The 25955-nt window shown below is 63.3% G+C and carries 26 protein-coding genes; 15 read left to right on the top strand and 11 right to left on the bottom strand.

All coding sequences use genetic code 11. From position 1 onward, the window contains the following. Position 1: 1 nt before the first annotated feature. The 4 genes from BMW89_RS24660 to BMW89_RS24645 form a co-directional block, all read right to left on the bottom strand. A complete protein-coding gene (locus tag BMW89_RS24660; RefSeq protein WP_092029616.1) occupies positions 2–1612 on the bottom strand; it encodes an acyl-CoA synthetase in 1611 nt (536 codons plus the stop codon). A 2-nt stretch (positions 1613–1614) separates the two neighbouring features. Then, positions 1615–2751: an epoxide hydrolase family protein gene (locus BMW89_RS24655; RefSeq protein WP_092029615.1), complete on the bottom strand. Its 1137-nt coding sequence runs from the start codon at positions 2749–2751 to the stop codon at positions 1615–1617. Positions 2752–2911: 160 nt separating this feature from the next. Then, a complete protein-coding gene (locus BMW89_RS24650) occupies positions 2912–3367 on the bottom strand; it encodes a GatB/YqeY domain-containing protein (protein WP_092029614.1) in 456 nt (151 codons plus the stop codon). A 33-nt stretch (positions 3368–3400) separates the two neighbouring features. After that, entirely contained in the window at positions 3401–4129 is a 729-nt protein-coding gene (locus BMW89_RS24645; protein ID WP_092029613.1) for an alpha/beta fold hydrolase, read from the bottom strand. Between the two features lie 146 nt (positions 4130–4275). Between BMW89_RS24645 and carA the strand changes: the two genes are divergently transcribed. Together carA and BMW89_RS24635 are read left to right on the top strand one after the other, a co-directional pair. Next, positions 4276–5466 (top strand): glutamine-hydrolyzing carbamoyl-phosphate synthase small subunit, encoded by a 1191-nt coding sequence (carA, locus tag BMW89_RS24640; protein WP_092029612.1) that lies wholly within the window; start codon positions 4276–4278, stop codon positions 5464–5466. A 200-nt stretch (positions 5467–5666) separates the two neighbouring features. After that, positions 5667–6191: a hypothetical protein gene (locus tag BMW89_RS24635; protein WP_092029611.1), complete on the top strand. Its 525-nt coding sequence runs from the start codon at positions 5667–5669 to the stop codon at positions 6189–6191. Positions 6192–6243: 52 nt separating this feature from the next. On the opposite strand, the gene BMW89_RS24630 is transcribed toward BMW89_RS24635, so the two are convergent. Then, positions 6244–6768 (bottom strand): Dps family protein, encoded by a 525-nt coding sequence (locus tag BMW89_RS24630; RefSeq protein ID WP_092029610.1) that lies wholly within the window; start codon positions 6766–6768, stop codon positions 6244–6246. 113 nt (positions 6769–6881) lie between these two features. On the opposite strand from BMW89_RS24630, the gene BMW89_RS24625 reads away from it, so the two are divergent. Then, positions 6882–7583 carry a class I SAM-dependent methyltransferase gene (locus BMW89_RS24625; protein ID WP_092029609.1) on the top strand — a complete coding sequence of 234 codons (702 nt, stop codon included), beginning with the start codon at positions 6882–6884 and terminating at the stop codon, positions 7581–7583. A gap of 168 nt (positions 7584–7751) precedes the next feature. Here BMW89_RS24625 and BMW89_RS24620 read toward each other — a convergent pair whose 3' ends face one another. Beyond that, on the bottom strand, positions 7752–8123 hold the full coding sequence (locus tag BMW89_RS24620; protein WP_092029608.1) for an ArsR/SmtB family transcription factor: 372 nt from the start codon (positions 8121–8123) through the stop codon (positions 7752–7754). Positions 8124–8236: 113 nt separating this feature from the next. Here BMW89_RS24620 and BMW89_RS24615 point away from each other — a divergent pair, with 113 nt between their 5' ends. The 3 genes from BMW89_RS24615 to greA all read left to right on the top strand — a co-directional run bounded on the left by BMW89_RS24615 (position 8237) and on the right by greA (position 13703). Then, positions 8237–9406, top strand: a complete 1170-nt coding sequence (locus BMW89_RS24615; protein ID WP_092029607.1) for an MFS transporter — start codon at positions 8237–8239, stop codon at positions 9404–9406. A 146-nt stretch (positions 9407–9552) separates the two neighbouring features. Further along, positions 9553–13017: a carbamoyl-phosphate synthase large subunit gene (gene carB, locus BMW89_RS24610; RefSeq protein ID WP_092029606.1), complete on the top strand. Its 3465-nt coding sequence runs from the start codon at positions 9553–9555 to the stop codon at positions 13015–13017. Between the two features lie 212 nt (positions 13018–13229). After that, positions 13230–13703: a transcription elongation factor GreA gene (gene greA / locus BMW89_RS24605; protein WP_092029605.1), complete on the top strand. Its 474-nt coding sequence runs from the start codon at positions 13230–13232 to the stop codon at positions 13701–13703. 245 nt (positions 13704–13948) lie between these two features. Here greA and BMW89_RS24600 read toward each other — a convergent pair whose 3' ends face one another. Beyond that, the gene (locus tag BMW89_RS24600) at positions 13949–14428 is read right to left on the bottom strand and encodes an Lrp/AsnC family transcriptional regulator (RefSeq protein WP_092029604.1); all 480 of its coding nucleotides are present in this window, start codon (positions 14426–14428) and stop codon (positions 13949–13951) included. 266 nt (positions 14429–14694) lie between these two features. On the opposite strand from BMW89_RS24600, the gene trxB reads away from it, so the two are divergent. From trxB to BMW89_RS24580, 5 genes are all read left to right on the top strand, one after another. Continuing rightward, entirely contained in the window at positions 14695–15660 is a 966-nt protein-coding gene (trxB, locus tag BMW89_RS24595; protein ID WP_092029603.1) for a thioredoxin-disulfide reductase, read from the top strand. Between the two features lie 5 nt (positions 15661–15665). Continuing rightward, positions 15666–16589 (top strand): LysR family transcriptional regulator, encoded by a 924-nt coding sequence (locus BMW89_RS24590; protein ID WP_177196285.1) that lies wholly within the window; start codon positions 15666–15668, stop codon positions 16587–16589. Between the two features lie 453 nt (positions 16590–17042). Next, positions 17043–17951, top strand: coding sequence for a 4-hydroxy-tetrahydrodipicolinate synthase (gene dapA / locus BMW89_RS24585; protein WP_092029601.1), 909 nt, complete (start codon positions 17043–17045; stop codon positions 17949–17951). A 190-nt stretch (positions 17952–18141) separates the two neighbouring features. Continuing rightward, positions 18142–18288: a hypothetical protein gene (locus BMW89_RS38020; RefSeq protein ID WP_008135850.1), complete on the top strand. Its 147-nt coding sequence runs from the start codon at positions 18142–18144 to the stop codon at positions 18286–18288. A 99-nt stretch (positions 18289–18387) separates the two neighbouring features. Further along, positions 18388–18585: a hypothetical protein gene (locus BMW89_RS24580; protein ID WP_177196284.1), complete on the top strand. Its 198-nt coding sequence runs from the start codon at positions 18388–18390 to the stop codon at positions 18583–18585. A gap of 79 nt (positions 18586–18664) precedes the next feature. On the opposite strand, the gene BMW89_RS24575 is transcribed toward BMW89_RS24580, so the two are convergent. Continuing rightward, a complete protein-coding gene (locus BMW89_RS24575; RefSeq protein WP_092029599.1) occupies positions 18665–19342 on the bottom strand; it encodes an AAA family ATPase in 678 nt (225 codons plus the stop codon). Positions 19343–19784: 442 nt separating this feature from the next. Beyond that, positions 19785–20138, bottom strand: coding sequence for a hypothetical protein (locus BMW89_RS24570; protein ID WP_092029598.1), 354 nt, complete (start codon positions 20136–20138; stop codon positions 19785–19787). Between the two features lie 354 nt (positions 20139–20492). Between BMW89_RS24570 and BMW89_RS24560 the strand changes: the two genes are divergently transcribed. From BMW89_RS24560 to BMW89_RS24550, 3 genes are all read left to right on the top strand, one after another. After that, the gene (locus BMW89_RS24560; RefSeq protein WP_092029596.1) at positions 20493–21437 is read left to right on the top strand and encodes an AEC family transporter; all 945 of its coding nucleotides are present in this window, start codon (positions 20493–20495) and stop codon (positions 21435–21437) included. A 194-nt stretch (positions 21438–21631) separates the two neighbouring features. Further along, entirely contained in the window at positions 21632–22372 is a 741-nt protein-coding gene (locus tag BMW89_RS24555; protein ID WP_092029595.1) for an outer membrane protein, read from the top strand. Between the two features lie 218 nt (positions 22373–22590). Continuing rightward, entirely contained in the window at positions 22591–23544 is a 954-nt protein-coding gene (locus tag BMW89_RS24550) for an SHOCT domain-containing protein (protein ID WP_092029594.1), read from the top strand. Positions 23545–23632: 88 nt separating this feature from the next. On the opposite strand, the gene BMW89_RS24545 is transcribed toward BMW89_RS24550, so the two are convergent. Both BMW89_RS24545 and BMW89_RS24540 read right to left on the bottom strand, forming a co-directional pair. Further along, complete coding sequence (locus tag BMW89_RS24545; RefSeq protein ID WP_092029593.1) at positions 23633–24109, bottom strand: RES family NAD+ phosphorylase; 477 nt, start codon at positions 24107–24109, stop codon at positions 23633–23635. A 9-nt stretch (positions 24110–24118) separates the two neighbouring features. After that, positions 24119–24757, bottom strand: coding sequence for an Xre family toxin-antitoxin system antitoxin (locus BMW89_RS24540; protein WP_177196283.1), 639 nt, complete (start codon positions 24755–24757; stop codon positions 24119–24121). A 297-nt stretch (positions 24758–25054) separates the two neighbouring features. On the opposite strand from BMW89_RS24540, the gene BMW89_RS24535 reads away from it, so the two are divergent. Then, complete coding sequence (locus tag BMW89_RS24535) at positions 25055–25837, top strand: outer membrane protein (protein WP_177196282.1); 783 nt, start codon at positions 25055–25057, stop codon at positions 25835–25837. The last annotated feature ends 118 nt before the right edge of the window (positions 25838–25955 follow it).

Raw genomic sequence — 25955 nt, 5'->3', positions numbered from 1 at the left:
TCTAACCCATCGCCCGCAGCTCGCGCCGCAACACCTTGCCTGTAGCCGTCATCGGCAACGTCTCGGCGAACTGCACGAAGCGCGGATATTCGTGCGCGGCGAGCTGCACCTTGACGAACTCCTGGATCTCGCGCGCGAGCGCATCGCCTGGTGCGAAGCCGGGGCGCAGCACGATCCACGCCTTGATCGATTCCGTGCGGATCGGATCGGGGATGCCGACCACCGCCGCCATCGCCACCGATGGATGCTTCATCAGCGTGTGCTCGATCTCGGACGGGCCGACGCGATAGCCGGCGGTGGTGATGACGTCGTCCTCGCGACTGACATACCAGAAATAGCCGTCGTCATCCTGCACGCCGAGATCGCCGGTGAGCAGAAATTCGCCGGCGTATTTCTTCGCCGTCGCGTCCGGATTGCGCCAGTATTCGATCATGGTGCAAGGGCACGGCTGGCGCACGCCAATGATGCCGCGCTGCCCCGTGGGCAGTTCCTCGCCCTTGTCGTTGACGATGCGGACGTCAAAACCCGGCGTCGCCTTGCCCATCGAACCCGGGCGGATCGGAAACAGATTGGAGTTGCTGCCGATCACGAGGTTGCACTCGGTCTGGCCGAACACTTCGTGCGCGTCGACGCCAAAAATCTCGCGCACCCAGCCGAGCAGCTCGCCACCGAGCGATTCGCCGCCGGTAAAAATGCTGCGCAGCTTGACGCTCGCATGTTTTACACCGGCCTGCCGCATCAGTTTCAGCGCCGTCGGCGGCAGGAAGACGTTGCGCACGCCGAGATCGGCCATCATCTGCATCGCCGCCTGCGGCTCGAATTTTCGCGCGCGGTGCCCGACCAGGGGAATGCCGTGATACCAGAACGCGAACAGGCCGTTGACGAGGCCGCCGATCCAGGCCCAGTCCGCCGGCGTCCACATCAGATCGCCAGGCCGGGGCAGGAAGTTGTGACACATCTCGACATTGGGCAGGTGACCGAGCACGACGCGATGCGCATGCAGCGCGCCCTTCGGATTGCCTGTGGTGCCTGAGGTGTAGATGATCAGCGCGGGATCATCGCACGACGTATCGACACGCGTGAAATCGGGTGAAGCCGCCTTGACCACATCCCAGAACGATTTCGCGCCTGATGGCGCGCGCTCGCCGACGACATAGACGTTCTTCAAGTCCGGCAAGCGATCGCGAATCTTCGCAAGCTTCTCCCAGCCGCCTTCGTCGGTGACGATCGCCTTGGCCTGCGAGTTCGACAGGCGGAATTCCAGCGCGTCCTCGCCAAACAGCGCGAATAGCGGGATCGAGATCATCGCCGAGCGGAACGCCGCCATATGCGCGACCGGCAATTCCAGCGACTGCGACAAAAACACCGCGACACGGTCGCCGCGGCCGAGCCCATCCGCTTTCAGCACATTGGCGAAGCGGCGCGACATCTCCGCGACCTCGTCGAAGGAGGTGCGCGTGGTCGCGCCGTTCTCATCGACATAGATCAGCGCGAGGCGACCCGAACCGTCGGCATGGCGGTCGCAGCACGCCTCCGCCATGTTGAAGCGCGCCGGGACGTCCCAGCGGAAGTTGCGATAGAGCTCGTCGTAGGTGGCGGCTTCGGTGAGCATGGCTATCGCACCGTCCGGAAGAATTTTCTGACCTCGCCGACATACAGCTCCGGCTGCTCGAAGGCAGCGAAATGGCCGCCCTTCTCCATCTCGCTCCAATGCGTGATGTTGTGGAAGTTGGGTTCCATCCAACGCCGCACCGGCGTGATGATCTCCTTGGGGAACACGGCGACCCCGGTGGGCACGCTGACCTTCGGCGTCGTTCGGCGCTTGCCAAAGCTCTCCCAATAGAGCCGCGCGGACGAGGTCGCCGTCTCCGTCACCCAATAGAGCATGACGTTGTCGAGCAGCTCGTCCTTGCTAAAAATGTTCTCTGGATGGCCGTTGCAATCAGTCCAGGCCCAAAACTTTTCGAGTATCCACGCCGCCTGCCCGCTCGGCGAATCCGTCAGTGCGTAACCGAGCGTCTGCGGCCGCGTCGATTGCTGTTTTGAGTAGCCGGAGTCGAGATCGACGTAATGCTTGAGGCCGGCGAGCGCGCGTTTCTCCTCGGCCGTCGGCTCGCCCTCGACCTTCGGCGCAGCGTTGAAAGCGAGCGTGATGTGGATGCCGGCACAATGCTCGGGGTCTTGCATGCCGAGCGACGTCGTCACCGCCGAGCCCCAGTCGCCGCCTTGCGCGCCATAGCGTGCGTAACCGAGCCGATCCATCAGCTTCGCCCAAGTCGCGGCGATGCGGTCGACGCCCCAGCCGGTGGTCGTGGGCTTTGCGGAGAAGCCAAAGCCCGGTAGCGACGGACACACAACGTGAAACGCATCCGCGGGATTGCCGCCATGCGCGGCGGGATCGACCAGCGGCGCGATCACCTTCTGGAATTCGACGATCGAACCCGGCCAGCCATGGGTGATGATCAGCGGAAGTGCTGACGGCTCCTTCGAGCTCACATGCAGGAAGTGAATGTCGAGCCCGTCGATCTCGGTGGTGAACTGCTCGAAGCGATTGAGCTTTGCTTCGCGCGCGCGCCAGTCATAGCCATCAGCCCAATAGGTGCAGATCTCCCGGATCCATTTCAGCGGCGCGCCCTGGCTCCAGTCATCGACCAGCTCCGCCTCCGGCCAGCGCGTGCGGGCAAGGCGCGATTTGAGGTCGGAGAGGATGTCGTCGCTGATGGCGATCTTGAAGGGTTTGATGCTGCTCATGAGAGGCCCTGCTCATCGGAGGTTCTCGTCATGGCCGGGCTCGTCCCGGCCATCCACGTTCTTTCTCACCACTTTGAAGAACGTGGATGCCCGGCACAAGGCCGGGCATGACGAGGATGATAGCCTGTCAGCTACCGGCAGGCCCTTCTGGCGCGGTCGTCTAGCCCGACAGCGCCGCCTTCACCAAACCGCTGGCCTTGCCGAAGTCCATCTGTCCGGCGTACTTCGCGCGCAACACGGCGATCACCTTGCCCATGTCCTTCATGCCGGCGGCGCCGGTCTCGCCGATGGCGTCCGCGATCGCCTTCTTGACCTCGTCGTCCGCCATCTGCTTCGGCAGATAGGCCGAGATGATCGCGATCTCCTCGCGCTCCTGCGCTGCGAGCTCGGCGCGGCCGCCCTTGTCGTAGAGCTCGACCGATTCCTGCCGCTGCTTGATCATCTTCTGAAACACGCCGAGCAGATCGGCATCACTCAGCGGCGGCTTGCCGCTGCCGCGCGCCTCGATGTCGGCGTTCTTGATGGTCGAGTTGACCATGCGCAGCGTGGAGAGCTTGCGCTCCTCCTTGGCCTTCATGGCCTCCTTGACCGCATTGTTGATGTCGTCGCGCAACATGATCGCAATCCCCTAGAATATCCGACGCCTGATCTAGGCCGTTCGCGGCCCTGACACAACCGGGGTTCCCAGCCATTCGCCCAGCGCCCGCGTCGTCGCCTCAGGCTGCTCCGGCTGCGGCAGATGCCCGCAATTGTCCAAAACAACGAGCTTCGCGCCGGCAATGCCCTCCGCCATCTCTTTCGAGAACGCGTTGGGAATGGTGTTGTCCTGATCGCCCGTCAGCACCAGCGTCGGGCATTTGATCGTCGCCAAGGTCGGCCGTGAATCCACCCGCGCGATGATCGCGATCTGTTGCCGGAGATAGGCTTCCACGCCGACGTCCTCGCCCTGCTCATGCACGAGCCGGCGAATGCTGGCATCGTCGCGGCGCGAGGGATGCACCAGTTCGGGAAACGACTCTTCGCGCGCCGCGCGCAGCTCTCCGCGCCTCGCACGCTCCATCAGACCGCGGCGACGCGCGGTCGCCTCCGGCGTATCGGGCCGCGCCTGGGTGTTGATCAGTGCGAGCTTCAAAACCCGCCCGGGCGCCTGACGCATGATCTCGAGCGCGATGTAGCCGCCCATGGAATGGCCGGCGAGCGCGAACTTCGGCGGCGCCTCGCTCAGCACCCGCCGGGCGATCGCCGCCATGCTGTCATCGCGGATATGGTTGGCGACCATCACCGGGCCGAACCGCCACAGCGCCGGGATAACAGGGGCATAGATCCGGGCCGAGGAGGCCAGCCCCGGAACCAGCAGAATCGGGACGGTCTGGTCCATTATTGCCTCGCAAGCCCAGGAAATTGCCGGAAATTGTGCCGCCAAGCTGAAGTGGCCGAGGCGACCTGTCAAATATGCAAAAACGCATGTGAATCCGCGCTTCTCCGCTTTGACGGCAGCGCCCGCGGGGACTATGAACCGGGCTTATGACACAATCCGAAAACGATCCCGCCTGGCCGGACCATAAACCGACCGCGCTCCTCGTGCTCGCCGATGGCACGGTGCTCGAAGGCTTTGGTCTCGGCGCCGAAGGTCATGCCGTCGGTGAAGTCTGCTTCAACACCGCGATGACCGGCTATGAAGAGATCCTCACCGATCCCTCCTATGCCGGCCAGCTCATCACCTTCACTTTCCCGCATATCGGCAACGTCGGTACCAACGAGGAAGACATCGAGACGGTGAACATGGCGGCGACGCCGGGCGCGCGCGGCGTGATCCTGCGAACCGCGATCACCGATCCCTCCAACTACCGCGCCACCAAGCATCTCGACGCCTGGCTGAAGGCGCGCGGCATCATCGGCCTCTCCGGCATCGACACCCGCGCGCTGACCGCGCTGATCCGTTCGAAGGGCATGCCCAACGGCGTGATCGCGCATGCCAGGAACGGCGAGTTCGATCTGCATGGCCTCAAGGAAGAGGCGCGCGAATGGCCGGGCCTCGAGGGGATGGACCTCGTGCCGATGGTCACCTCCGGCCAGCGCTTCACCTGGGACGAGACGCCTTGGCTCTGGGAAAAGGGTTTCGGCCGGCAGGAGAATCCCGAATTCAACGTCGTCGCCATCGACTACGGCATCAAGCGCAACATTTTGCGCCTGCTCGCCGGCGTCGGCTGCAAGGTGACGGTGGTGCCGGCGACGACCTCGTCCGAAGACATTCTGGCGATGAAGCCGGACGGTGTGTTCCTGTCCAACGGCCCCGGCGATCCGGCCGCGACCGGCAAATACGCGGTGCCGGTGATTCAGAAGGTGATCCAGTCCGGCACGCCGACCTTCGGCATCTGCCTCGGTCACCAGATGCTCGGCCTCGCCGTCGGCGCGAAGACGAAGAAGATGCATCAGGGCCATCACGGCGCCAATCATCCCGTCAAGGACGAGACCACCGGCAAGGTCGAGATCACCTCGATGAACCACGGCTTTGCTGTGGACGAGAACACCCTGCCGAAGGGCGCGACGCAGACCCACATCTCGCTGTTCGACGGATCCAATTGCGGCATCCAGCTCGACGGCAAGCCGGTGTTCTCGGTGCAGTACCACCCCGAAGCGTCCCCCGGCCCGCGCGACTCGCACTATCTGTTCCAGCGTTTTGCGGATCTGATGCGGCAGAAGAAGAGCGCGTAGGCCGCGCTCGCGTGCCCCGGGCGCAGTGCAGCGCGCTGCCCTTTGCGGCGTGGTGCGCTGCTGAACCGGGCCCATCTCGCTACAATCTCGGTCCCGGCTCTGCGACGCAGCGTTGCACGCTGCATCGCGTCCGGGACACAGAGGAACACGTTGCGGGCGCCGCCAGTTGAACCCTGCTACGCACTTGCAGGAGCCCTGCCATGTCCGTCATCCCCGACAATGCCGAGCCGCTCGCCATCGTGTTTGAAGATGACGGGCTCGTGCCAAACAACGTCCTCCCGCTCCTCGTCTACCAGGGCGCGGTGAAGCTCGACCCGAAGCATCCGGAACAGACCATCGAAAACCTGTTCGAGGAAAACCGCTGGGGCGGCACGTGGCGCAACGGCGTTTACGACTATCTGCATTACCACGCGACCGTGCATGAGGTGCTCGGCGTCGCGCGCGGCAGTGCGCGTGTCCGCTTCGGCGGCGACCAAGGCCAGGTGATGGAGATCAAGGCAGGTGATGTCGCGATCCTGCCGGCTGGCACCGGACACCAGTGCATCGAGGCGAGCCGTGATTTCTCCGTGGTCGGCGCCTATCCGCCCGGCGCGAAGATGGAGATCACGCGGGCAACACCCGAGAACCACGCCAGAGCGCTGAAGACGATTCCGCAAGTCGCGCTGCCGCCCGCCGATCCGGTGACCGGCAAGGATGGGGCGTTGATGCGGTTGTGGCGGAAGTGACTCTCCGTTGTCGTCCCGGCGCGGCCGGGACGACGTCGTTGATGCGGTCTCCCTACGCCTCGTTGCCGCCTTCCTGCCTTGTCGCTTCGAACAGGAACCAGGTCCGGCGCTCGGTCTCGTCGATGAAGTTTTCCAAAATGCTGGCGCTGGCGACATCGCCGGCATCATCGCAGACCTCGTGCGCTTTGCGCATCGCAGCCGCGACGTGCTTGTTGTCCTGCATGAGTTCGCGCAGCATCTCGCGCGGCGGGACGTAATCCTCGTTGTTGTCCTTGATGGTCTGGAGCTTTGCGACCTGGCCGATCGACTTCAGCGTGGTGCCGCCGATCTTGCGGACGCGCTCGGCGAGCTGGTCGGTGGTGGCGAAGATCTGGTCCGACTGCTCGTCCAGCAGCAGGTGGTAATCGCGAAAGTGCCGGCCGCTGATGTGCCAGTGGAAATTCTTGGTCTTGAGATACAGCGCGAACGCGTCGGCCAGAAGCACGTTGAGCGCCTCCGAAACCTTTTTGGTCGCCTGGGGCGACAGATCGGTGGGGGTGTCGAGGTCGGGCGAGACCTTGCTGGGGGCTTTGCTCACGATGAACCTTCCTGTTAGGACGCGGACATTGACGGCGCGCCGTCGCACCCCTAACGCAGGCGGGCAGCGCCGGTTCCTTTGCCGGAACCGCTTGGCCGGGGCCCTCAGATACCATGGACGATTGGATCGATTACTACGACTCCACGCATACGATCTATGTCAGCAAGCTGCATCGCGATTTGCACTTCCAGATCATCGCGCGGGACATCATCGGCTACATCTCCTCGCCCGAGGCGACCGTGCTCGACTACGCCTGTGGCGAGGCGCTGTCGGCGAGCCAGGTGGCATCCGCCTGCGGCAAGCTGATCCTGGCCGAGCCGGCACCGGGCGTGCGCGGCCGACTGATCGCGCGCTATGCCCCAAACACCAAAATCCGGGTCCGCTCGCTCGACGACGTCCGCAAAATGCAGGACCAGTCCATCGACCTCGTCGTGATGAACTCGGTCGCGCAATACATGACGTCGGAGGAGCTCGATGCCGCGCTCCGCAACATCAGGCGATTATTGACCCCATCAGGCAAGCTGGTGCTCGGAGATATTTTGCAGCCTGATGTCGGCATGTTCAAGGATGTGATGGCCCTGCTCAGCTTCGGCCTGCGTCACGGCTTCTTGAAGGACGCGCTGGTCGGGCTGATCAGCACGGCGCTGTCAGATTACCGTCATCTGCGCTCGCGCATCGGGCTGCAGCGCTACAGCGAGGATGAGATCACTGCCAGGCTGAAGACGGCCGGCTTTGCGGCCCAGCGCGCCCACACCAATATCGGCCATAATCGCTGGCGCATGACCTTCATCGCTCGACCGCCTCTGGTGCGTTAAGCATAACAATTAGCTGAGGTGGCTTGTCGCACCTCGATCGGCAATGATCGGCGCGGCCCGGTGGCGGAAGCGTCTACGCGAGAGCAGTGCATCGCTCTTCATCCTGGTTCAAATCCAGGCCGGGTCTCCAGCCTTCGCTGCTTACGCAGCTTCGGCTAGGCAAGCCAGCTAGTCGGCTTCCACCACTTCACACTCGGGCAGCAGTTGAAGCCTATCCGCGTCCTTGGCCGCGGAGCTGATCACGGCATCGAGCAGGCCCGGAAACCGCGCGTCCATATCCTCACGACGCAGCCGCATGAAGCGGTTGGTTCCGGCGACGCGTGTCAGCATCAGGCCGCATTCGCGCAGTTTTGCGAAGTGATAGGTCAGGTTCGACTTGCCGCTCAGGCCATTGAAGTCGCCGCAGCAGAGCTCGCTGCTGACACGTTCCTGCTGGGCAAGCTGGTACACGATCGCCAACCGGATCGGATCGCTCAGACAATCCAGAACCAGCGGCAGATCGATCTGTTCGCGGGTGGGGTGGAGAGGTGTGCGGCTCATGATCCGGGAATCATAGCGAAGCGGCCATAATGTTCAATAGTTCTTGAACCAATTGACTCCTCGATCTTCGCATTCGATAGTTCAATAAACGTTGAACATAGGGATATTGTCTGATGAGTGTGTTCTGGCTGGCCCTGGCGGCCTTCGCAATTGGCACGGAAGGCTTTGTCATTGCAGGGCTTTTGCCCTCGATCGCCGCTGATCTTTCGATTTCCGTCCCGGCCGCCGGGCAACTCGTCACCGCCTACGCCCTCACCTATGCCGTGGGCTCGCCGATCCTGGCGGTGACGCTGAACAACATCGACCGCCGTACCGTGCTGGCGCTGGCGCTGACGACCTTCATCGCCGGCAACCTCGCCGCCATGGAGGCCTCCAACTACACTCTGCTGCTGGCCTCGCGCATGCTGATGGCGCTGGGCTCCGGGCTGTGCATGCCGACGGCGCTTGCGGTGTCCGTGGCGGTCGCCTCCCCCGAACGGCGCGGCCGCGCGGTGGCGCTGGTCACCTCGGGCCTCACGGTTGCGACCGTTATCGGCGTCCCCCTCGGCAATCTCGTCGGCAGCCTGTTCGGCTGGCGCGCGACCTTTGCGATGGTCGCCCTGATCGGCGCCGTCGCGCTCGCAGGCCTTCTGCTCGGCCTGCCCAAAGGCCTGCCGCGTAACACTGCTTCGCTCAGCGAGCGGCTGGCGGTGGCCCGGCACAGCAATGTCCTGATCGCGCTTGTGATCACAGTTTTATGGGCGCTCGGCGGCTTCACCGTGTTCACCTATTTCGCGGTCCCGCTGCACGGCCTCGGCTTCGATGCCTCGCAGATCAGCTTGGCGCTGCTGGTGTTTGGCGGCGCGGCCGCGATCGGGAACATGCTCGGCGGCGTCCTCGCCGACCGGCTCGGCACGCTCACCACTGCAGCGCTCGGGCTCGCGGGCATGGCCAGCGCGCTGATCCTGCATTCGCTGGTCCTCAAATTGATGCCCGGCCAGGCCCATTACGCAGTGCTGGGAACGATCTTCCTCTGGGGCATCTCGGGCTGGGCGTTCTATCCGGCGCAGATCGCCAGCATCATCCGGATCGAGCCGCAGGCCTCGATGATCGCGCTCTCGCTTAATGCCTCCTCGATGTATCTCGGCTTCGCCATCGGCGGTGCCTTAGGGGGTGCGGTGCTGGCCACCATGTCGCCAAACGACCTCGGCTGGATCGGCGGCACGAGCGTCGCGGCCTCGCTTCTGGTGCACCTCGCGCGTGGCTGGCAGGCGCGGCCAAAACCCGTCAAAATTGCCGGTTGATGGGCGTTTTTCGGGGTTTCGCCGCCCCGGTATCTGGTCTATGACCCACCCGCGCGCGAGAGGGAGACCACCGCGCTCTCGGCTCAAGGGGACGCGCGGCAAGCGCGCCCTTTTTTTGTGCCCAAATTCCACTTCGGCGAGAGTTGATGCCCAAACGTACAGACATCACCACCATCCTGATCATCGGCGCCGGTCCCATCGTGATCGGCCAGGCCTGCGAGTTCGACTATTCGGGCACCCAGGCGGTGAAGACGCTGAAGGAAGAGGGCTATCGCATCGTCCTCGTCAATTCCAATCCGGCCACCATCATGACCGACCCGGAATTGGCCGATGCGACCTATATCGAGCCGATCACGCCCGAGATCGTCGCAAAAATCATCGAGAAGGAACGTCACGTCCTTCCCGGCGGCTTCGCGCTGCTGCCGACCATGGGCGGCCAGACCGCGCTGAACTGCGCGCTGTCGCTGCGGCAGCAAGGCACGCTCGACAAGTTCGACGTCGAGATGATCGGCGCCACCGCGGACGCGATCGACAAGGCCGAGGACCGCCAGCTGTTCCGCGAGGCCATGACCAAGATCGGACTCGAGACGCCGAAGTCGCGGCTCGCCAATGCCTCCGCCCTGAAGAAGTCCTTCCGTGACAAGTACCAGGCCGAACGCGCGAAGGCATCCGGCGCAGCGCTCGCAGAGCTCGAGCGGCAGTGGACGCTCGGCGAAGGCGACCGCCGCAAGCGCTATCAGGAATATGCGCTCGGACAGGCGCTGATGGCGCTGTCCGAGATCGGGCTGCCGGCGATCATCCGCCCCTCCTTCACGATGGGCGGCACCGGCGGCGGCATCGCCTACAACAAGGAAGAGTTCCTCGACATCATCGAGCGCGGCCTCGATGCGTCTCCGACCAACGAAGTGCTGATCGAAGAATCCGTGCTCGGCTGGAAAGAGTACGAGATGGAGGTGGTGCGCGACAAGAAAGACAATTGCATCATCGTCTGCTCGATCGAGAACCTCGATCCGATGGGCGTGCACACCGGCGATTCCATCACGGTCGCGCCGGCGCTGACGCTGACCGACAAGGAATACCAGATCATGCGCGACGCCTCGCTGGCGGTGCTGCGCGAGATCGGCGTCGAGACCGGCGGCTCCAACGTGCAGTTCGGCGTCAATCCCGAAGACGGCCGCATGGTCGTCATCGAGATGAACCCGCGCGTGTCGCGCTCCTCGGCGCTGGCGTCGAAGGCCACCGGCTTCCCGATCGCGAAAGTCGCGGCGAAGCTCGCGGTCGGCTACACGCTGGACGAGATCGCCAACGACATCACCGGCGGCGCCACGCCGGCCTCGTTCGAGCCGACAATCGACTACGTCGTCACCAAGGTGCCGCGCTTCGCCTTCGAGAAATTCCCCGGTGCCTCCACCACGCTGACCACGTCGATGAAGTCGGTCGGCGAGGTCATGGCGATCGGCCGCACCTTCCAGGAAAGCCTTCAGAAGGCCTTGCGCGGGCTCGAGACCGGTCTCACCGGCCTCGACGAGATCGAGATCGAAGGGCTCGGCCAGCACGACGACAAGAATGCCGTGCGCGCCGCGCTCGGCACTCCGACGCCGAACCGCCTGTTGCAGGTCGCGCAGGCCATGCGGCTCGGCTGGTCGAACGAAGACATCTTCAATTCCTGCAAGATCGATCCCTGGTTCCTTGGCGAGATGCGCGGCATCGTCGACATGGAAGCGAAGGTCCGCAAGAACGGCCTGCCGGGCAATGCCTTCGGCATGCGCACGCTCAAAGCCATGGGCTTCTCCGACGCGCGGCTTGCCGTGATCGCGCAGACGACCGAGGCCGAGGTGACGGCGAAGCGCCACGCGCTCGATGTCCGCCCGGTCTACAAGCGCATCGACACCTGCGCGGCCGAATTCGCCTCGCCGACCGCTTACATGTATTCGACCTACGAGTCGCCGTTCGCGGGTGCGCCCGCGGACGAGAGTTCGCCGTCCGACAAGAAGAAGGTCATCATTCTCGGCGGCGGACCGAACCGTATCGGCCAGGGCATCGAGTTCGACTATTGCTGCTGTCATGCCTGTTTCGCGCTGCATGACGCCGGCTACGAATCCATCATGGTCAACTGCAACCCGGAAACGGTGTCGACCGACTACGACACCGCCGACCGGCTCTATTTCGAGCCGCTCACCGCCGAGGACGTGCTGGAGATCATCGCGAAGGAGCGCACCAACGGCACGCTGCACGGCGTGATCGTGCAGTTCGGCGGCCAGACCCCGCTCAAGCTCGCGCGCGCGCTGGAGGCCGCCGACGTGCCGATCCTCGGCACCTCACCCGACGCCATCGATCTGGCTGAAGATCGCGACCGCTTCAAGCGCGTGCTCGACAAGCTGCGTCTGAAGCAGCCGAAGAACGGCATCGCCTATTCGGTCGAGCAGGCCCGCCTGGTCGTGACCGACCTCGGCCTGCCGCTGGTCGTGCGCCCGTCCTACGTACTCGGCGGCCGCGCGATGCAGATCATTCGCGAGGAGAACCAGCTCAGCGACTACCTGCTCGGCACGCTGCCGGAGCTGGTGCCGGCCGACGTCAAGGCGCGCTACCCGAACGACAAGACCGGCCAGATCAACACCCTGCTCGGCAAGAACCCGCTGCTGTTCGACCGCTATCTGTCCGACGCCACCGAGATCGACGTCGACTGCCTCTGCGACGGCAAGGACACGTTCATCGTCGGCATCATGGAGCATATCGAGGAAGCCGGCATCCATTCCGGCGACAGCGCCTGCTCGCTGCCGCCGCACTCGCTCGACGCGAAGATGATCGGGGAGCTGGAGCGGCAGACGCGCGAGCTGGCGCTCGGCCTCGACGTCGTCGGGCTGATGAACGTGCAGTACGCCATCAAGGACGGCGATATCTACGTGCTCGAAGTCAATCCGCGCGCCTCGCGCACGGTGCCGTTCGTCGCCAAGGTGGTCGGCACGCCGGTCGCCAAGATCGCCGCGCGCATCATGGCCGGCGAGAAGCTCGCCGACTTCAACCTGAAGAAGGCCGACCTCAAACATGTCGGCGTCAAGGAATCGGTGTTTCCGTTCGCCCGCTTCCCCGGCGTCGACACGGTGCTCGGCCCGGAGATGCGCTCGACCGGCGAGGTCATGGGCATCGACCGCTCCTTTGCCGTTGCTTTTGCCAAGAGCCAGCTCGGCGGCGGCACGCGGGTGCCGCGCAAGGGCACGGTGTTCGTCTCGGTCCGCGAGAGCGACAAGGTCCGTATCGCCGACGCCGTGCGCCAACTGCACTCTCTTGGCTTCAAAGTGCTGGCAACCTCGGGCACGGCGCGCTTCCTGACCGATCAGGGCATCCCGGCCGAGAAGGTGAACAAGGTGCTGGAGGGGCGGCCGCATATCGTCGACGCCATCACCAATGGCGACGTCCAGCTCGTCCTCAACACCACTGAAGGCCCGCAAGCGCTCGCCGACAGCCGTTCGCTGCGTCGCGCGGCCCTCTTGCATAAAGTGCCGTATTACACCACTCTTTCCGGGGCCGTGGCGGCCGCGCAGGGCATCCGTGCCTACCTTGGCGGGGACCTTGAGGTTCGGACCCTGCAGAGCTACTTTTCGGAAACCTGATCGCTAGCGGCGGCGAAGCCTCCGCTAAGTGACTGGCAATGAAGCCACAATGGCCGGAGGAACTGTCCGGCCAGAGTGGTTGTTCTGTTCCGGCGCCAGACCCACATAACGCTCCGGCGGCGGCGTGTTCAGCCCCCGGACAGACTGACGAATCAAGGTTGCCGCGCCCTGTGTTTTCGTAGGGCGAGCGCAATCGAAGAACGAGAGAAGAGATGGAAAAGGTTCCGATGACTGCGAGCGGCTTTGCCGCACTCGGGGAAGAATTGAAGAAGCGCCAGTCCGAGGACCGTCCGCGCATCATCGAGCATATTGCGGAAGCGCGCTCGCACGGCGATCTGTCGGAGAACGCGGAATATCACGCCGCGAAGGAAGAGCAGTCCCACAATGAAGGCCGCATCGCCGAGCTCGAGGACAAGCTCGCGCGCGCCGACATCATCGACATCTCGAAGCTGTCCGGCGATACCATCAAGTTCGGCGCGACGGTGACGCTGGTCGACGAGGACACCGAAAAGAAGACGGTGTGGCAGCTCGTCGGCGAGGTCGAGGCCGACGCCAAGAAGGGCCGCATCTCCATCACCTCGCCGCTCGCGCGCGCGCTGATCGGCAAGAAGAAGGGCTCGACCGTCGAGGTCGTCGCCCCCGGCGGCGCCAAGGCGTATGAGATCACCAAGGTGGAGTGGCGGTAAAGATTTGCCGCTGCGACGCTGACGTTTGAAAAGGCCGCGCAACCGTGCGGCCTTTTTTGTTTCCGCATGTTGCTGTCGTGAGGCCGCACGACTCTCGTGTCCCGGACACGCTGCAACGCCCTTAGCGTTGCGGCGCAGAGCCGGGACCGAGAACGCAACACGGTATGATGCGGTGAGATGGGCTCCGGCTCTGCAGCGCACCGCCTAAGGAGCGCTGCGCTGCGTCCGGGGCACGAGACCGAAAGCTACCTTCGTCCCTTCACGTCCAGCGGCACGGCCGCCTCGTATTTCGAATTATGCAGCACCAGCGAGGTTCGCACATTCCGCACATGGGGCGCGGCGGTCAGGTGCGTCACGAAATCCTGGAAGGTCGCCATGTCGGGCGCGACGCATTTGAGGATGAAATCGACTTCGCCCGACAGCATCCAGCATTCCCGCACCAGAGGCTCGGCGCGGACGAACTCCTCGAAGGCGCGCAAATCGGCCTCGGCCTGGCTGGACAGGTGAACGGCGGCAAACACCGTGACGTCGAAACCGAGCTTGCGGGCGTCCAGGAGCCCGCGATAGCCAAGGATATACCCCTCCTCCTCCAGCGCCCGGACCCGGCGCAGGCAGGGGGGCGGCGAGATGCCGACGCGCTTGGCCAGCTCGACATTGGTGATTCGACCGTCGGCCTGGATCTCGGTGAGAATCTTCAGGTCGATCTCGTCTAGGTTCCGCGACACGTGAATGGAACTCCTGGCCTTTGCGGCGGTATTGGTGGGTTTGTCGCAATCCTCATAACCCAGTCCGCATGGTTAGCGCAATTTTATTGCGCGTGCAGCGCAATCGACTTTTGTTCCCTGTTGGAAAAATCCGCCGACAGGGAATGCAATTCTTGCATAGCTCACCAGAAGGCTTAGATTAGCTCTGATATTTCAGCGCTTCCGCGAGGCCTCCTGGCTCTTTCCGCGCCCGCGCTGCAAATCCCCCGTGAAAGGCGTCCATCGAAATGTCCGCTCCTGTTCATGCAAAGGTCGTGATTATTGGCTCCGGGCCCGCGGGCTACACCGCGGCGATCTATGCCGCGCGCGCGATGCTCGAGCCGATCCTGATCCAGGGCATCCAGGCCGGCGGCCAGCTCACCATCACCACCGATGTCGAGAACTATCCGGGCTTCGCCGACGTGATCCAGGGCCCCTGGCTGATGGAGCAGATGGAGAAGCAGGCGGTCCATGTCGGCACCAAAATCGTGTCCGATCTGGTCATCAAGCTCGACACCTCGCAGCGGCCGTTCCGCCTCACCTGCGACAGCGGTGATGTCTATCTCGCCGAAACCGTGATCCTCGCGACAGGCGCGCAAGCGCGCTGGCTCGGGCTGCCCTCCGAGGCGAAATTCCAGGGCGGCGGCGTGTCGGCCTGCGCCACCTGCGACGGCTTCTTTTACCGCAACAAGGACGTCGTGGTGGTCGGCGGCGGCAATACTGCGGTCGAGGAAGCGCTGTACCTCACCAATCATGCCTCGCAGGTCACCATCGTGCATCGTCGCGATCACTTCCGCGCCGAACGCATCCTGCAGGAGCGTCTGTTCAAGCACCCGAAGATCAAGGTGGTCTGGGACTCCGCCATCGACGAGATCTGCGGCACTGAGAACCCGAACAAAGTCACCCATGTGCGGCTGAAGAACGTCAAGACCGGCACGCTCACGGATTTGAAGACCGACGGCGTGTTCGTCGCCATTGGCCACGCGCCGGCGACTGAGCTCGTGAAGGACCAGATCAAGCTGAAACCGTCGGGCTATGTCGAGGTCGCCCCGAATTCGACCGCGACCTCCGTGCCCGGCCTGTTTGCCGCCGGCGACGTCGCCGACGAAACCTATCGCCAGGCCGTCACGGCCGCCGGCCTCGGCTGCATGGCAGCCCTCGAGGCCGAACGTTTCTTGGCCCTGCGCGCCAGCGAGCGCGCGGCAGCGGAATAAAGATCATGGCTCGAACACGCGACGGATTTACGGATATGGACTGGGACAAGCTGAAGGTGTTTCACGCGGCGGCGGAAGCAGGCAGCTTCACGCATGCGGGCGAGCAACTCGGCCTGTCGCAATCGGCGGTGTCACGCCAGGTCTCGGCGCTGGAGCAGGAGCTCTCGGTCTCGCTGTTTCATCGCCACGCCCGCGGCCTGATCCTCACCGAACAGGGCGACCTCTTGTTCCGCACCGCGCATGACGTGTTCATGCAGCTGCAGGCGGCGCGCGCAAAACTCACCGACAGCCGCGAGCGGCCGAGCGGCGATCTCAAGATCACCACCACGCCCGGCGTCGGCATCAACTGGCTGATCCCCCGCCTCGGCGAATTCACCGCACTCTATCCGGAGATCCGGATCTCGCTGATCGTCACCGACGAGGAGCTCGACCTGTCGATGCGCGAGGCCGACGTCGCGATCCGCACCCGCAAGCCGACGCAGCCGGATCTCATCCAGCGCAAGCTTTTCGCGATGGGCTTCCACGCCTATTGCTCGCCGGACTACATCAAGCGCTTCGGCACGCCGCGCACGCTGGAAGAGCTCGACGCTCACCGCATCATCACGCTCTCGGACGGCACCTTCGCGCCGCATCTTCAAAACCGCAACTGGCTGGTCGAAGCCGGCCGCAACGGCAGCGGTCCGCGCGAGGCCTATTTCAGGGTCAACAACATCCTCGGCCTCGTGCGCGCCTGTCAGCAAGGCCTCGGCATTGCTGCGCTGCCGGATTACCTGATCGAAGAGCAGAGCCGCCTCGTGCAGCTGTTCGGCGAATCGGATTCGATCCAGCTCGATACGTATTTCGTCTATCCCGAGGAGTTGAAGACGGTCGCGCGCGTGCAAGTGTTCCGCGACTTCGTGGTGAGCAAGGCGCAGCGCTGGCCGTCCTGATTTCCGCATGTCTGACATGCGGCCTCGACGCTTGCTGCATGCCGCTCGTCAAGCCCATACTGCTTGCACGCTGAGCCTTCGCGTTGCGCATTTGTCCCCCTCCTCCAGTGACGCGGGAGTTCAGTAATCCCTCTTGGAAGGTGATTGTGTCGGCCTCACGTGGCCAATACCTTAAGCCGGGCTCTTATTGGGCCCGGCTTTTTTTCTGTCGAATTCGGCATTCGCCTTGCGCGTGTATTGACAGTTTTGGGCATACCCCGCATCATTTACAAATGATCACGAAGTCGTGCGCAATCGTCTCGAAAAAAGGCCCCCACCCGGGGACCTCGGATTTTTGCGCGCGCTAATACTGACTTCGTCATCGCGAGCCAAACCCCGAAAACCCCGCCACCTGGACGGGGTTTTTTCATGTGCCCTCCGTCTCAGGTTTTTTTCCCGAGAAGGAGATGGAACATGACTGACCTGCGAACACAGCTGCACGGACTCTGGCTGCCGCTGGTGACACCGTTTCGCGACGGCAAGCTCGACGAGACCTCGCTGCGGCGGCTGACGCGGCACTACTGCGCACAAGCGATCGACGGTTTTGTCCTCGGGGCGACCTCGGGCGAAGGCATGACGCTGCGGGATGCCGAGTTCGAGCGCCTCGTCGCCATCGTGCGCGACGAGATGGCGGCGGGCCGCCGCAACGTCCCAATCTGCCTCGGCCTGTCAGGCGCGGACACCTCGCGGCTGAGGGATCGTCTCGATGAAACCGCGGACTGGCCGATCGACGGATATCTGATCGCGAGCCCGTATTATTTGCGGCCGTCTCAGCGCGGGCTGCTGGCGCATTTCGAAGCGCTTGCCGATCACGCGGCCTGGCCGCTCGCGCTCTACAACATCCCCTATCGCACCTCGGTCAACATCTCCAACCAGACCATGCTGCGGCTCGCCGAGCATCAAAACATCGTCGGCCTCAAGGATTGCGGCGCAAGCCGCGAGCAATCGATCGCGCTGCTGCGCGACAGGCCGAAGGAATTTCGCGTGCTGACCGGAGAGGATGCGAACTATCTCGAGGCGCTCACCGACGGCGCCGACGGCGGCATCGTGCTGTCAGCCCATGTCGAGACCGCGACGTTTGCGGCGATCTATGCCGAGCACAAGCGCGGCAACCACGATGCCGCGCAGGCACGCTGGCACGAGGTCGCCGAGCTGACGCGCCTGTTGTTCACTGAGCCCAGTCCTGCGCCGGCGAAGTATTGGCTGTGGCGCAGCGGCCTGATCGACAGCCCCGAAGTGCGCCTGCCGATGGTGGAAGTGAGCAGCGAGCTCGCAGCCCAGATCGATCGCGAGATCGAGCGACGGATGAAAGTCGCGGCGTAAGCGCTTCCTTCGTCATTCCGGGTTCGCGCTACGCGCGCCCCGGAATGACGGCGGCGGGGCGGCGCACTTGTGCCACCGTGGTTAACCGCACGCGAACATCCTTCGCAGCTGCCGCATGGTGCATCCACGGCTCGTTTACGCAATCGGCCCTATCGTTCCCGCTTAAAGTATTTCAAAGGGGGAATAACCAATGGGGCATCGCACCCGGCCTACGGCCGCGAGCCAGTTCGCGCCCGCCGATCTCTTGCAGGGAATTCTCGTCGTCTCATCGTTCGGGTTCTGGGCGGTGATGCTCGGCCTGATGCCGGTGCTGCTGTTTCGGGTCTGGCTCGCCTGAGGAGGATCCTGGCGCGGGATGGTTAAACCGAGGTCACAAATGCGCTCAAAATGCGAGTGGGATTGCGATCCGGAATTTTAAAACATCCCGTGTAGCGTGATGCCCATAAGCGAAGAAATCGCGGGGGCGTTTGTGAATAGTCAGAACGAAGTGGCGTCGCATTACGACGCCGGACAACAGGGCTTGTCCACCGAGCAGAACTTCACCACCGAAGACATTCTCTGGGCCGCCGGCATCTGGTCGGTGATCCTGACGCTGTCGCCGGTGATCGTGTTCTACATGCTGATGGTGGCCTAACCTTCATCGGCATGTGAACCCCAAAAACGCAAAACGCGCGGACAGCCGCGCGTTTTCGTCCGGGGAATGATTTTTTGAATTATGCCGCCTGCTTGTGCATTGCGCCAGATGCCGACACCGTGCCGCGAATAGCTTTCACTGAACGCTCGATCGCTGCCCACAGCCTTGCAATTTCCTGAGCCGCACGGCTCTCGGACTGATATTCCCGCGCGCCTTCGCCATGGCTCAGCGCCATCAGCAAATCCGTACGGTTGGTGATCTGACCGCCCCACACCGGAGCGCGGAATTTCGCCAACGCCTCGCGGGCGATGGTGACGATCGGGCTTTCGGATTCGTCACGGCGGGCCGGCGCACCGTTGAGCACGACCGCGTAGGGCTTGCGCGCCGCGCGGCACATCTGAATCGTTTCCTGCACCGCGTTGACGTCGAACACGCCGGGACGCGCCGGAATGACCACCATCGTGGCGTTCTTGATCGCGTCATCGACGACGGCCGACAGGTTCGGCGGCGTGTCGATCAACACCCATTCATAGCCGTCGCGCTTGGCGGCGGAGACGATGCCGCTGACGGAGTTCACCGCAGACTTGATCGGCGGCTCGTTGGTGCCACGCAGCTTGTGCCACAGCGTGAGAGATCCTTGCGGATCGGCATCGACGAGCAGGATAGGCTTGGTCCCCTTGATCTGCGCGGCGAGATGTGCGGCCAGGGTACTCTTGCCCGAGCCGCCTTTACGCGATGCGAAAACAATAACGTTCATGCCCTTGGCCTCCAGATTGACCCCAGGCCGCGAAAATGAATCACCGCGCTGATTCGTGAAAGAAAAATTTATCGGGAGTTGCCTTGCCGCCACGAAATATCAAAGCGTGTTGGCTTTTGAGTCACACTGCTTCGTGCGACGACAGAAACGAACTGCAATCAAGCGCCCTTGAACCGAGCAATCGTGCTTTTTTTGAGCAATGAGAAGGGGAAAGCGGAATGCAACCTTGCCGCGCAAACCGACGCGCGGCTCTTTTCGATCGCGGGTGCGCGTAATCGCCGCAAGCATGCGCGCGAGACAGCGAACAAAAGGAGTCCGGTGGCTGTCGTCAAGCTGATGCGGCAAATCGCGCACCGCGAAGACGCGCTTCGCGCCTATTCAGCGAAGACGCGTTGGCGCTTCTGGCCCAGGCATGACGGAGTTTCAGAGAAGGAACGCGCGCTCAGCTCGGCTCGGTCTTTTTCTTCTTGGCCGCCTTCGGCGCCGGCTTGGTGCTCTTCTTCGCCGTCTTGGGCGCGATGTTGACCGGCTTGCCGGCGCGGGCCTCGCTGGGCTCGGGTCCCTGGCGGAAGTACGGCTTGCATTGCGGCGAGAGCTGCGCCTTCTTCTGGATCATGCAGGCAGTGATGGCATCGACGTTCGGCACGAACTCGCCGCACAGCCGCATCGCATCGGGCGTGCAGGCCTGCTGTTGCTCGGGCGTGTAAGCGAAGCCAGCGCCTGGCTGGACGAACACGGCCAGGGCAAGCCCGGCCATGGCAGCAAGAATGGATTTCCCAGAGTGAAACGCCGGCATTGATCCCCCCAAATCTAGAGTCGGGCCGGAGTGTGGGTGAACGGCTGTTCGTTGGCAACGAGGGCGGAGGCGAAAGGTCGGACGTGTGCGGTCTCGGCAACAGGGCGGGCCGGGCCGGGCTGCTCCGCAGAGTTCGGCAACACTTTGGCAGAGATGGTCAGATCGGGCCCGGCCCGAGCCCCCGGTGCCCCCTCAAACAAAAAAACGCAAAACAACCCCATGCACAGTAGCCAGGCCCGGCCCCGTTTACGGATTTTACGAATTCGATTTGACTCGTCGGGCAAAACAGGAGCATGATGGCATCGTCGAGAGTGCGTGGGGTGGTCGGCTGCTCCCCGAGAGGTTGAGGGGCGCATGGCCACCGTGTTGATCGTCGCGCCGGTGTTCGCCCTGATCGCGGCCGGCTATGCGGCGGTGCTGTTTCGCTTCGTCTCGGAGAGCGCGCACAAGGGCATCTCCGAATTCGCCTTCAGCATCGCGATTCCCGCGCTGCTGTTCCGCACCATCGTCGTGTCGGAATTCCCCGATGTCAGCCCCTACCGGATGTGGGGCGCCTATTACGGCGCGCTCGCGATGATTTGGATCGCGGCGCTGGCGATCTCGGCGCTGCTGCGCGAACGGCGCGAGGATCGCGAGGACGGCGTCGTGTTCGCGATCGGCTCGGTCTACGGCAACATCGTGATGCTCGGCATTCCGCTGACGCTCTCGGCGCTTGGCAACGAGGCCGCGGGTCCGATGGCGCTGATCCTGTCGGTGAACACGCCGCTGCTCTGGCTCTGCGGCATCCTGCAAATGGAGCTGGTCAGCCGCAAGCGGACCGGCTCGGCGCTGTCGGTGATCCGGCCCGTGCTCGCGGACCTCGCGCGCAATCCGCTGATGCTGGGGATCGGCTTTGGCGTGGTGTGGCGCTTCACGGGTCTCGGCCTCAATCCCGTCGCCGACAGGACCATCGAATTGCTCGCGCAGGCGGGAACGCCGGCGGCGCTCATCGCGCTCGGCATCAACCTGTTTCGGTTCGAGGTGAAGGGCGAGATGTTGAGCGTCGTCGTGATGAGCGCGCTCAAGCTGCTGGCGATGCCGGCAGCTGCCTTCGTGCTCGCAAAGCTGTTGAACCTGCCGCCGGTCGCGGCCGGCGTGGTCGTGCTGTTCGCGGCGATGCCAACCGGCGCGAACGCCTACATTTTTGCAGTGCAGTATCGGCGGCTGGTGAATCCGGTGTCGGGCGCGGTGGCGCTGGGGACGCTGCTGGCTGCGGTGACGTTGCCGGTGGTGGTCGCGATCGTGACGAGGCAGCTGTAGCGCGGCGGCGACCACCATCGTACCGGAGCGCGTGCGATCACGGCACCGGATCCCTTATTGGAACTGCCGCGCATTTTGAATGGAAGCGACAATTCCGTCACAGCCGCCGGGCGGCGTGATTGATAGGCTGTGAATTGGAATGGGAATTGGAATGGGAATTGGAATCGAGGTTTTTTCTAACGCGCGAGGGGACCATGAAGCGCTTTGCAATTTCCATCATTCTTTCCCTGATCGGAACGTCGGCCTTCGCCGCTGACATGGCGCTCAAGGCGCCGCCCCCACCACCGCCGCCGGTCGCGACCTGGACGGGCTTCTATCTCGGCATCAACGGGGGATGGGGCTGGGGCACCACCAACCACACTGATATATTCGGCACGACGTCGGGTAATTTTTCCCAGAACGGCGGCCTGGTCGGCGGCACCTACGGGTTCAACTGGCAGGTCAACAGATTCGTCATCGGCTTCGAGGGCGATTTCGACTACGCGGACATCAAGGGCACGCTCACGAGCCCGTTGCTGTGCAGCGTCAACGGCGGCACGACCTGCTTCACCACGCTCAGGAACTTCGGGACGGATCGCATTCGGGTCGGCTTCGACGTCAACGGCTGGCTCCTCTTCGGCACGGCCGGCGTCGGATATGGGCAGGTCAAGGCCGGGCAAAATCCCTGCGGCCTGACCGTGTTCGGCGGCTTCAGCTGCGGCGAGGCGTGGCGCACCGGCTGGGTTGCAGGCGGCGGCGTGGAGAAGATGTTCGCTCCGCACTGGTCGGCAAAGATCGAGTACCTGCACTACGATCTCGGCAACAAGACAGTGTACACGCCGACGACCATCGGAGGCGCGATCAACGTGAACGTGCTCGAGCGCGGCGACATCGTGAGGGCCGGCATCAACTACAAATTCGATTGGCCCGGCAGTTCGGTCGTCGCCAGGTACTGACGGAATCGCAATGCGGTGAGACAGAAGCCCCGGCTGGTCCGGGGCTTTTGCGTTTGGGACCAAGTGGCCGCGATCAAGCTGCTCGCACACGTTCGCCGCGATGACCGAAGCCGACTTCCGGGTTTGACCCGATGTTCCTATCGTCGGTGTCGCGGGTGTGATAGGTCCTGCTGGTCTCCCAGTTCGGCGACGAACGCGCGTCCAGGTAAGGGTAGCTCATGCAACAGTTGACGGACGAAGGTCGGCGGATCGTCGATGATGTGGCGCGCCGGCACGGATTTTCGAGTGACGCTGTATTGTGCATGCTTCTGGCCGTTTCGGCCGGATACGGCAACCAGGCCCAATTCAATCATCCGGAATTCGGCGGCATGGGCCAATGGTCGATGGGCGGGATGATCATGATCGGCGACATGTTCAACAACTACCTGAAGGGCCGCGTCGATTCACTGTGCCAGGAATTGTCGAGCCTGATCCAGGGACAACCGCTGTTCCAGATGCCCGCCCAGAGCCAGAGCCAATCCCAGGGCGGCCAATCCCAAGGCGGCGGCTGGCAGGGCCAGAGCGGAGGCAGCCACCAGCAGCAAAGCAACGGCTACGGCAACACCGGCTACGGCGGCAGCGGCTCGAGCCTTTTCGTGCCCGCAGCATCGAGCAATTGGTGGCCCGCTGATCTCGGCATGCCCGGTTCGACGGGCGGTCAAAACAATCTGCGCTATGCCTATTTTCCAGGCGCACGGCGGCTGGCCGTCGACATCAATGGTCAGGTGTCGGTTTATGATACGGGCCAGCACCAGATCGGCGGTTTTTCGCAACAGCAAAGCGGCGATCAGTCGATTACCTTCACCAGCCAGTTCGGACTGGTGCGCGTGGCCGACCTGCCGCGGATCAACCCAGTGAACAATGGTGCCGCCCCGCAGCAGGCTGCCCCGCAACAGGCCTATGCCAGCCAACCCGATCCCTGGGTGCAGAGCGCGCCGCCGCCGATGCCCGCGCCGCCACCAATGGCGAGTTCGACAATGGCGAGTTCGCCACCGAACCAATTCGGGCCGTCGCCCGCTCAGCACGACGAGATCGTTGCGCTGATCGAAAAGCTCGCCGACCTGCACAAGAAGTGCATCCTCACGGATAGCGAATACGAGTCGAAGAAGGCCGAATTGCTCAGCCGGCTCTGAGCTGCTTTCGATTGCGGCAACAGTCCGCGTTACGGTGGTGGGGGCGAGGTAGGTCGGCAGCGACAGGCGCCGGTCTCACCAATATCCGCTATTCGTTGCCCGTCCTTTGTCCGAACAGCCGCGGGTCATGAGGATAGCGCGCGACATGCGCCACGCGGATACGCCCGGCGTCCTTGTGTCTCGGATTGATGATGTAATTTTGTGCGAACGGCACGATGACCGATGGCACCGACACCATCGCCGTACGCGCCTCGTCGAACCACGGCCGCAATAAGCCACGTGTCACCCTTGGATCGTCAGCCCAATCCCGCGATATCCCTTCGATATCGGTCAGGCTCACCGTTTCGACGGCGAGGTTGTCCGGCACGTCGATCCCGAGCAGCTGGTAGCTCGTCGGCAGGTCCTCGAAATCGATTTCCAGATGCACCATCACTTCGAGCAGCGCCGAAGCCGGATGGTCCGCGGCGTAGACCACGGGCCGGCCGCGATCATGCCAGCGGCCGCCGGCCTTCAGGCCGCCCACGCCCGACAGATCGTCGAAATTGGAAATCCGCCAGATCCTCACGCCAGATCCTTACGCAAGGATGCCGTGATCGATCCGGTACAACATCTCCTCGACAACCCGCGCACCCGCCTCCGTTGCGAGGTAAGCCAACGGCGTTTCTCCGCCCAGCGCCTTCTTCGGTTTGCGCAGCCAGCGGTGCGCCTTGGCGGCATCGCCGAACACGTTCGCGCCCAGCCGGTCGACTCGCGCCAGCCGCACGGCCTTGTCGGTCTCCTCGATCGTCAGCGGCTCGCCATCAGACAACCGTCGCGCCAGCGTGCGCTTAGGCACGACGAACATGTGGATTTCGTCGTCGGTGTAGTTGGCAAGGCATTTGAGGGCGGCGGGTTCGATCCGAAACAGACTGTTGGCGTCGATGACGACATTGAACAGTTCGGCCGAGGGGCGCGATTCATCCGAGGCATTCCTGCCAAGCCCGAGCAAAGGAGCGTCGGTGACGGTGGAGAGCCCCGTGACCGCATCGAAATGCCCCTGCACGACAATCGCGCCGGCTTGCGGTTGATAGGTCTGGTCCGGCTCGGCGGCGGACAGGCGTTCAGGCCTTGCCGATTTGCGCGATTTGTCGGGAGGAGATTTGTGCGTCGGCTTCGATGACGGGCCGCGAAGCCTCCGTGAAGCGATCGAACCAACGCCTTCGCCGGCACGCACATTCTTTGCCATCGGAACCCGTCTCGGCACTCTTATGCCAAATGCCTGAAAAATTGTACCACATGGCATTTAAGCACATCGCAGCGGGGATTCAACCATGGTCCTACAGCTCGAGGATGCCCAAACTCAAAGAGCGCGCGGGGTCTCGGGCACTGTCGCCATAACTCCCACAACTCTGATTTCGGCTAAAGCGCATTCCACCAACAGCGACAAATTTGTCACAGCCGCCGGACGGCGCGCTTGATAGGTTCCGAATCGTAATTGAGCTTATTTTTCGCGTGGGGGATTATGAGGAAGTTGGAATTCGGCATTGTTGCCGCGCTGGTGATGTCCACCGCTGCTCAGGCCGCAGACATGGCAGTCAAGGCGCCACCGATGGCTCCGCCGCCAGTCTATAGTTGGACGGGCTGCTACATCGGCGGCAATGTTGGTGGCGCATGGCACCACGCCGATCAGACCGCAAGCCGCAACATCCGGGGCACCATTTTCGCTACTCCGTACGACCTGGGATCTGCGAACAGCAACGGCGACTTTATCGGCGGTGCTCAGATCGGTTGCGACTACCAGTTCGCCGGCAAATGGGTGGTCGGCATTCAGGGCATGTTCGACTTCGGCAACACCAACAGCACAGGCAACCTCACCGATGCTCGGCTGACGGCCGCGTTCACCAATCCTTATATCACGACCCGCACTCGGGATCTCTACACGGTCACCGGCCGCATCGGCTATCTCTTCACGCCGCAATTGCTGGGCTACGTCAAGGGTGGCGGCGCCTGGACGAACACCTACACGGCGATCTACTCCTCCGCCCCTGCCGCTTATCTTTCGGAATCGGGAAGTGCCGACCGCACCGGTTACACCGTCGGTGGCGGCCTCGAGCACATGTTCGCCAAGGGCTGGTCCGTGTTCGGCGAATACAACTATGCCGACTTTGGCCGCAAAGACATCGCCAACATTGCGGGACCATTGACCACTTCCGGCTCGGCCACCATCAATGCGACCCGCCTGACCATGCAGACCGCGCTGTTCGGCGTGAATTACAAGTTCAACTTCGCGAGCCCTGTGGTCGCGAAGTACTGATTGGCGACAGACCGCAATATGAAAGCCCCGGATTTTGTCCGGGGCTTTTTTGCTGCGCTGAAACCTGGCGTTCATCATGCAAAACGTTCGACCAAGCTCGTCAGCCGAACCGCGTTCT

The organism is Bradyrhizobium sp. OK095, from assembly GCF_900109945.1.
Lineage (GTDB): Bacteria > Pseudomonadota > Alphaproteobacteria > Rhizobiales > Xanthobacteraceae > Bradyrhizobium.
The sequence above is the reverse complement of the archived record's forward strand: the minus strand, read 5'-3'. Positions and strand labels throughout refer to the sequence as shown.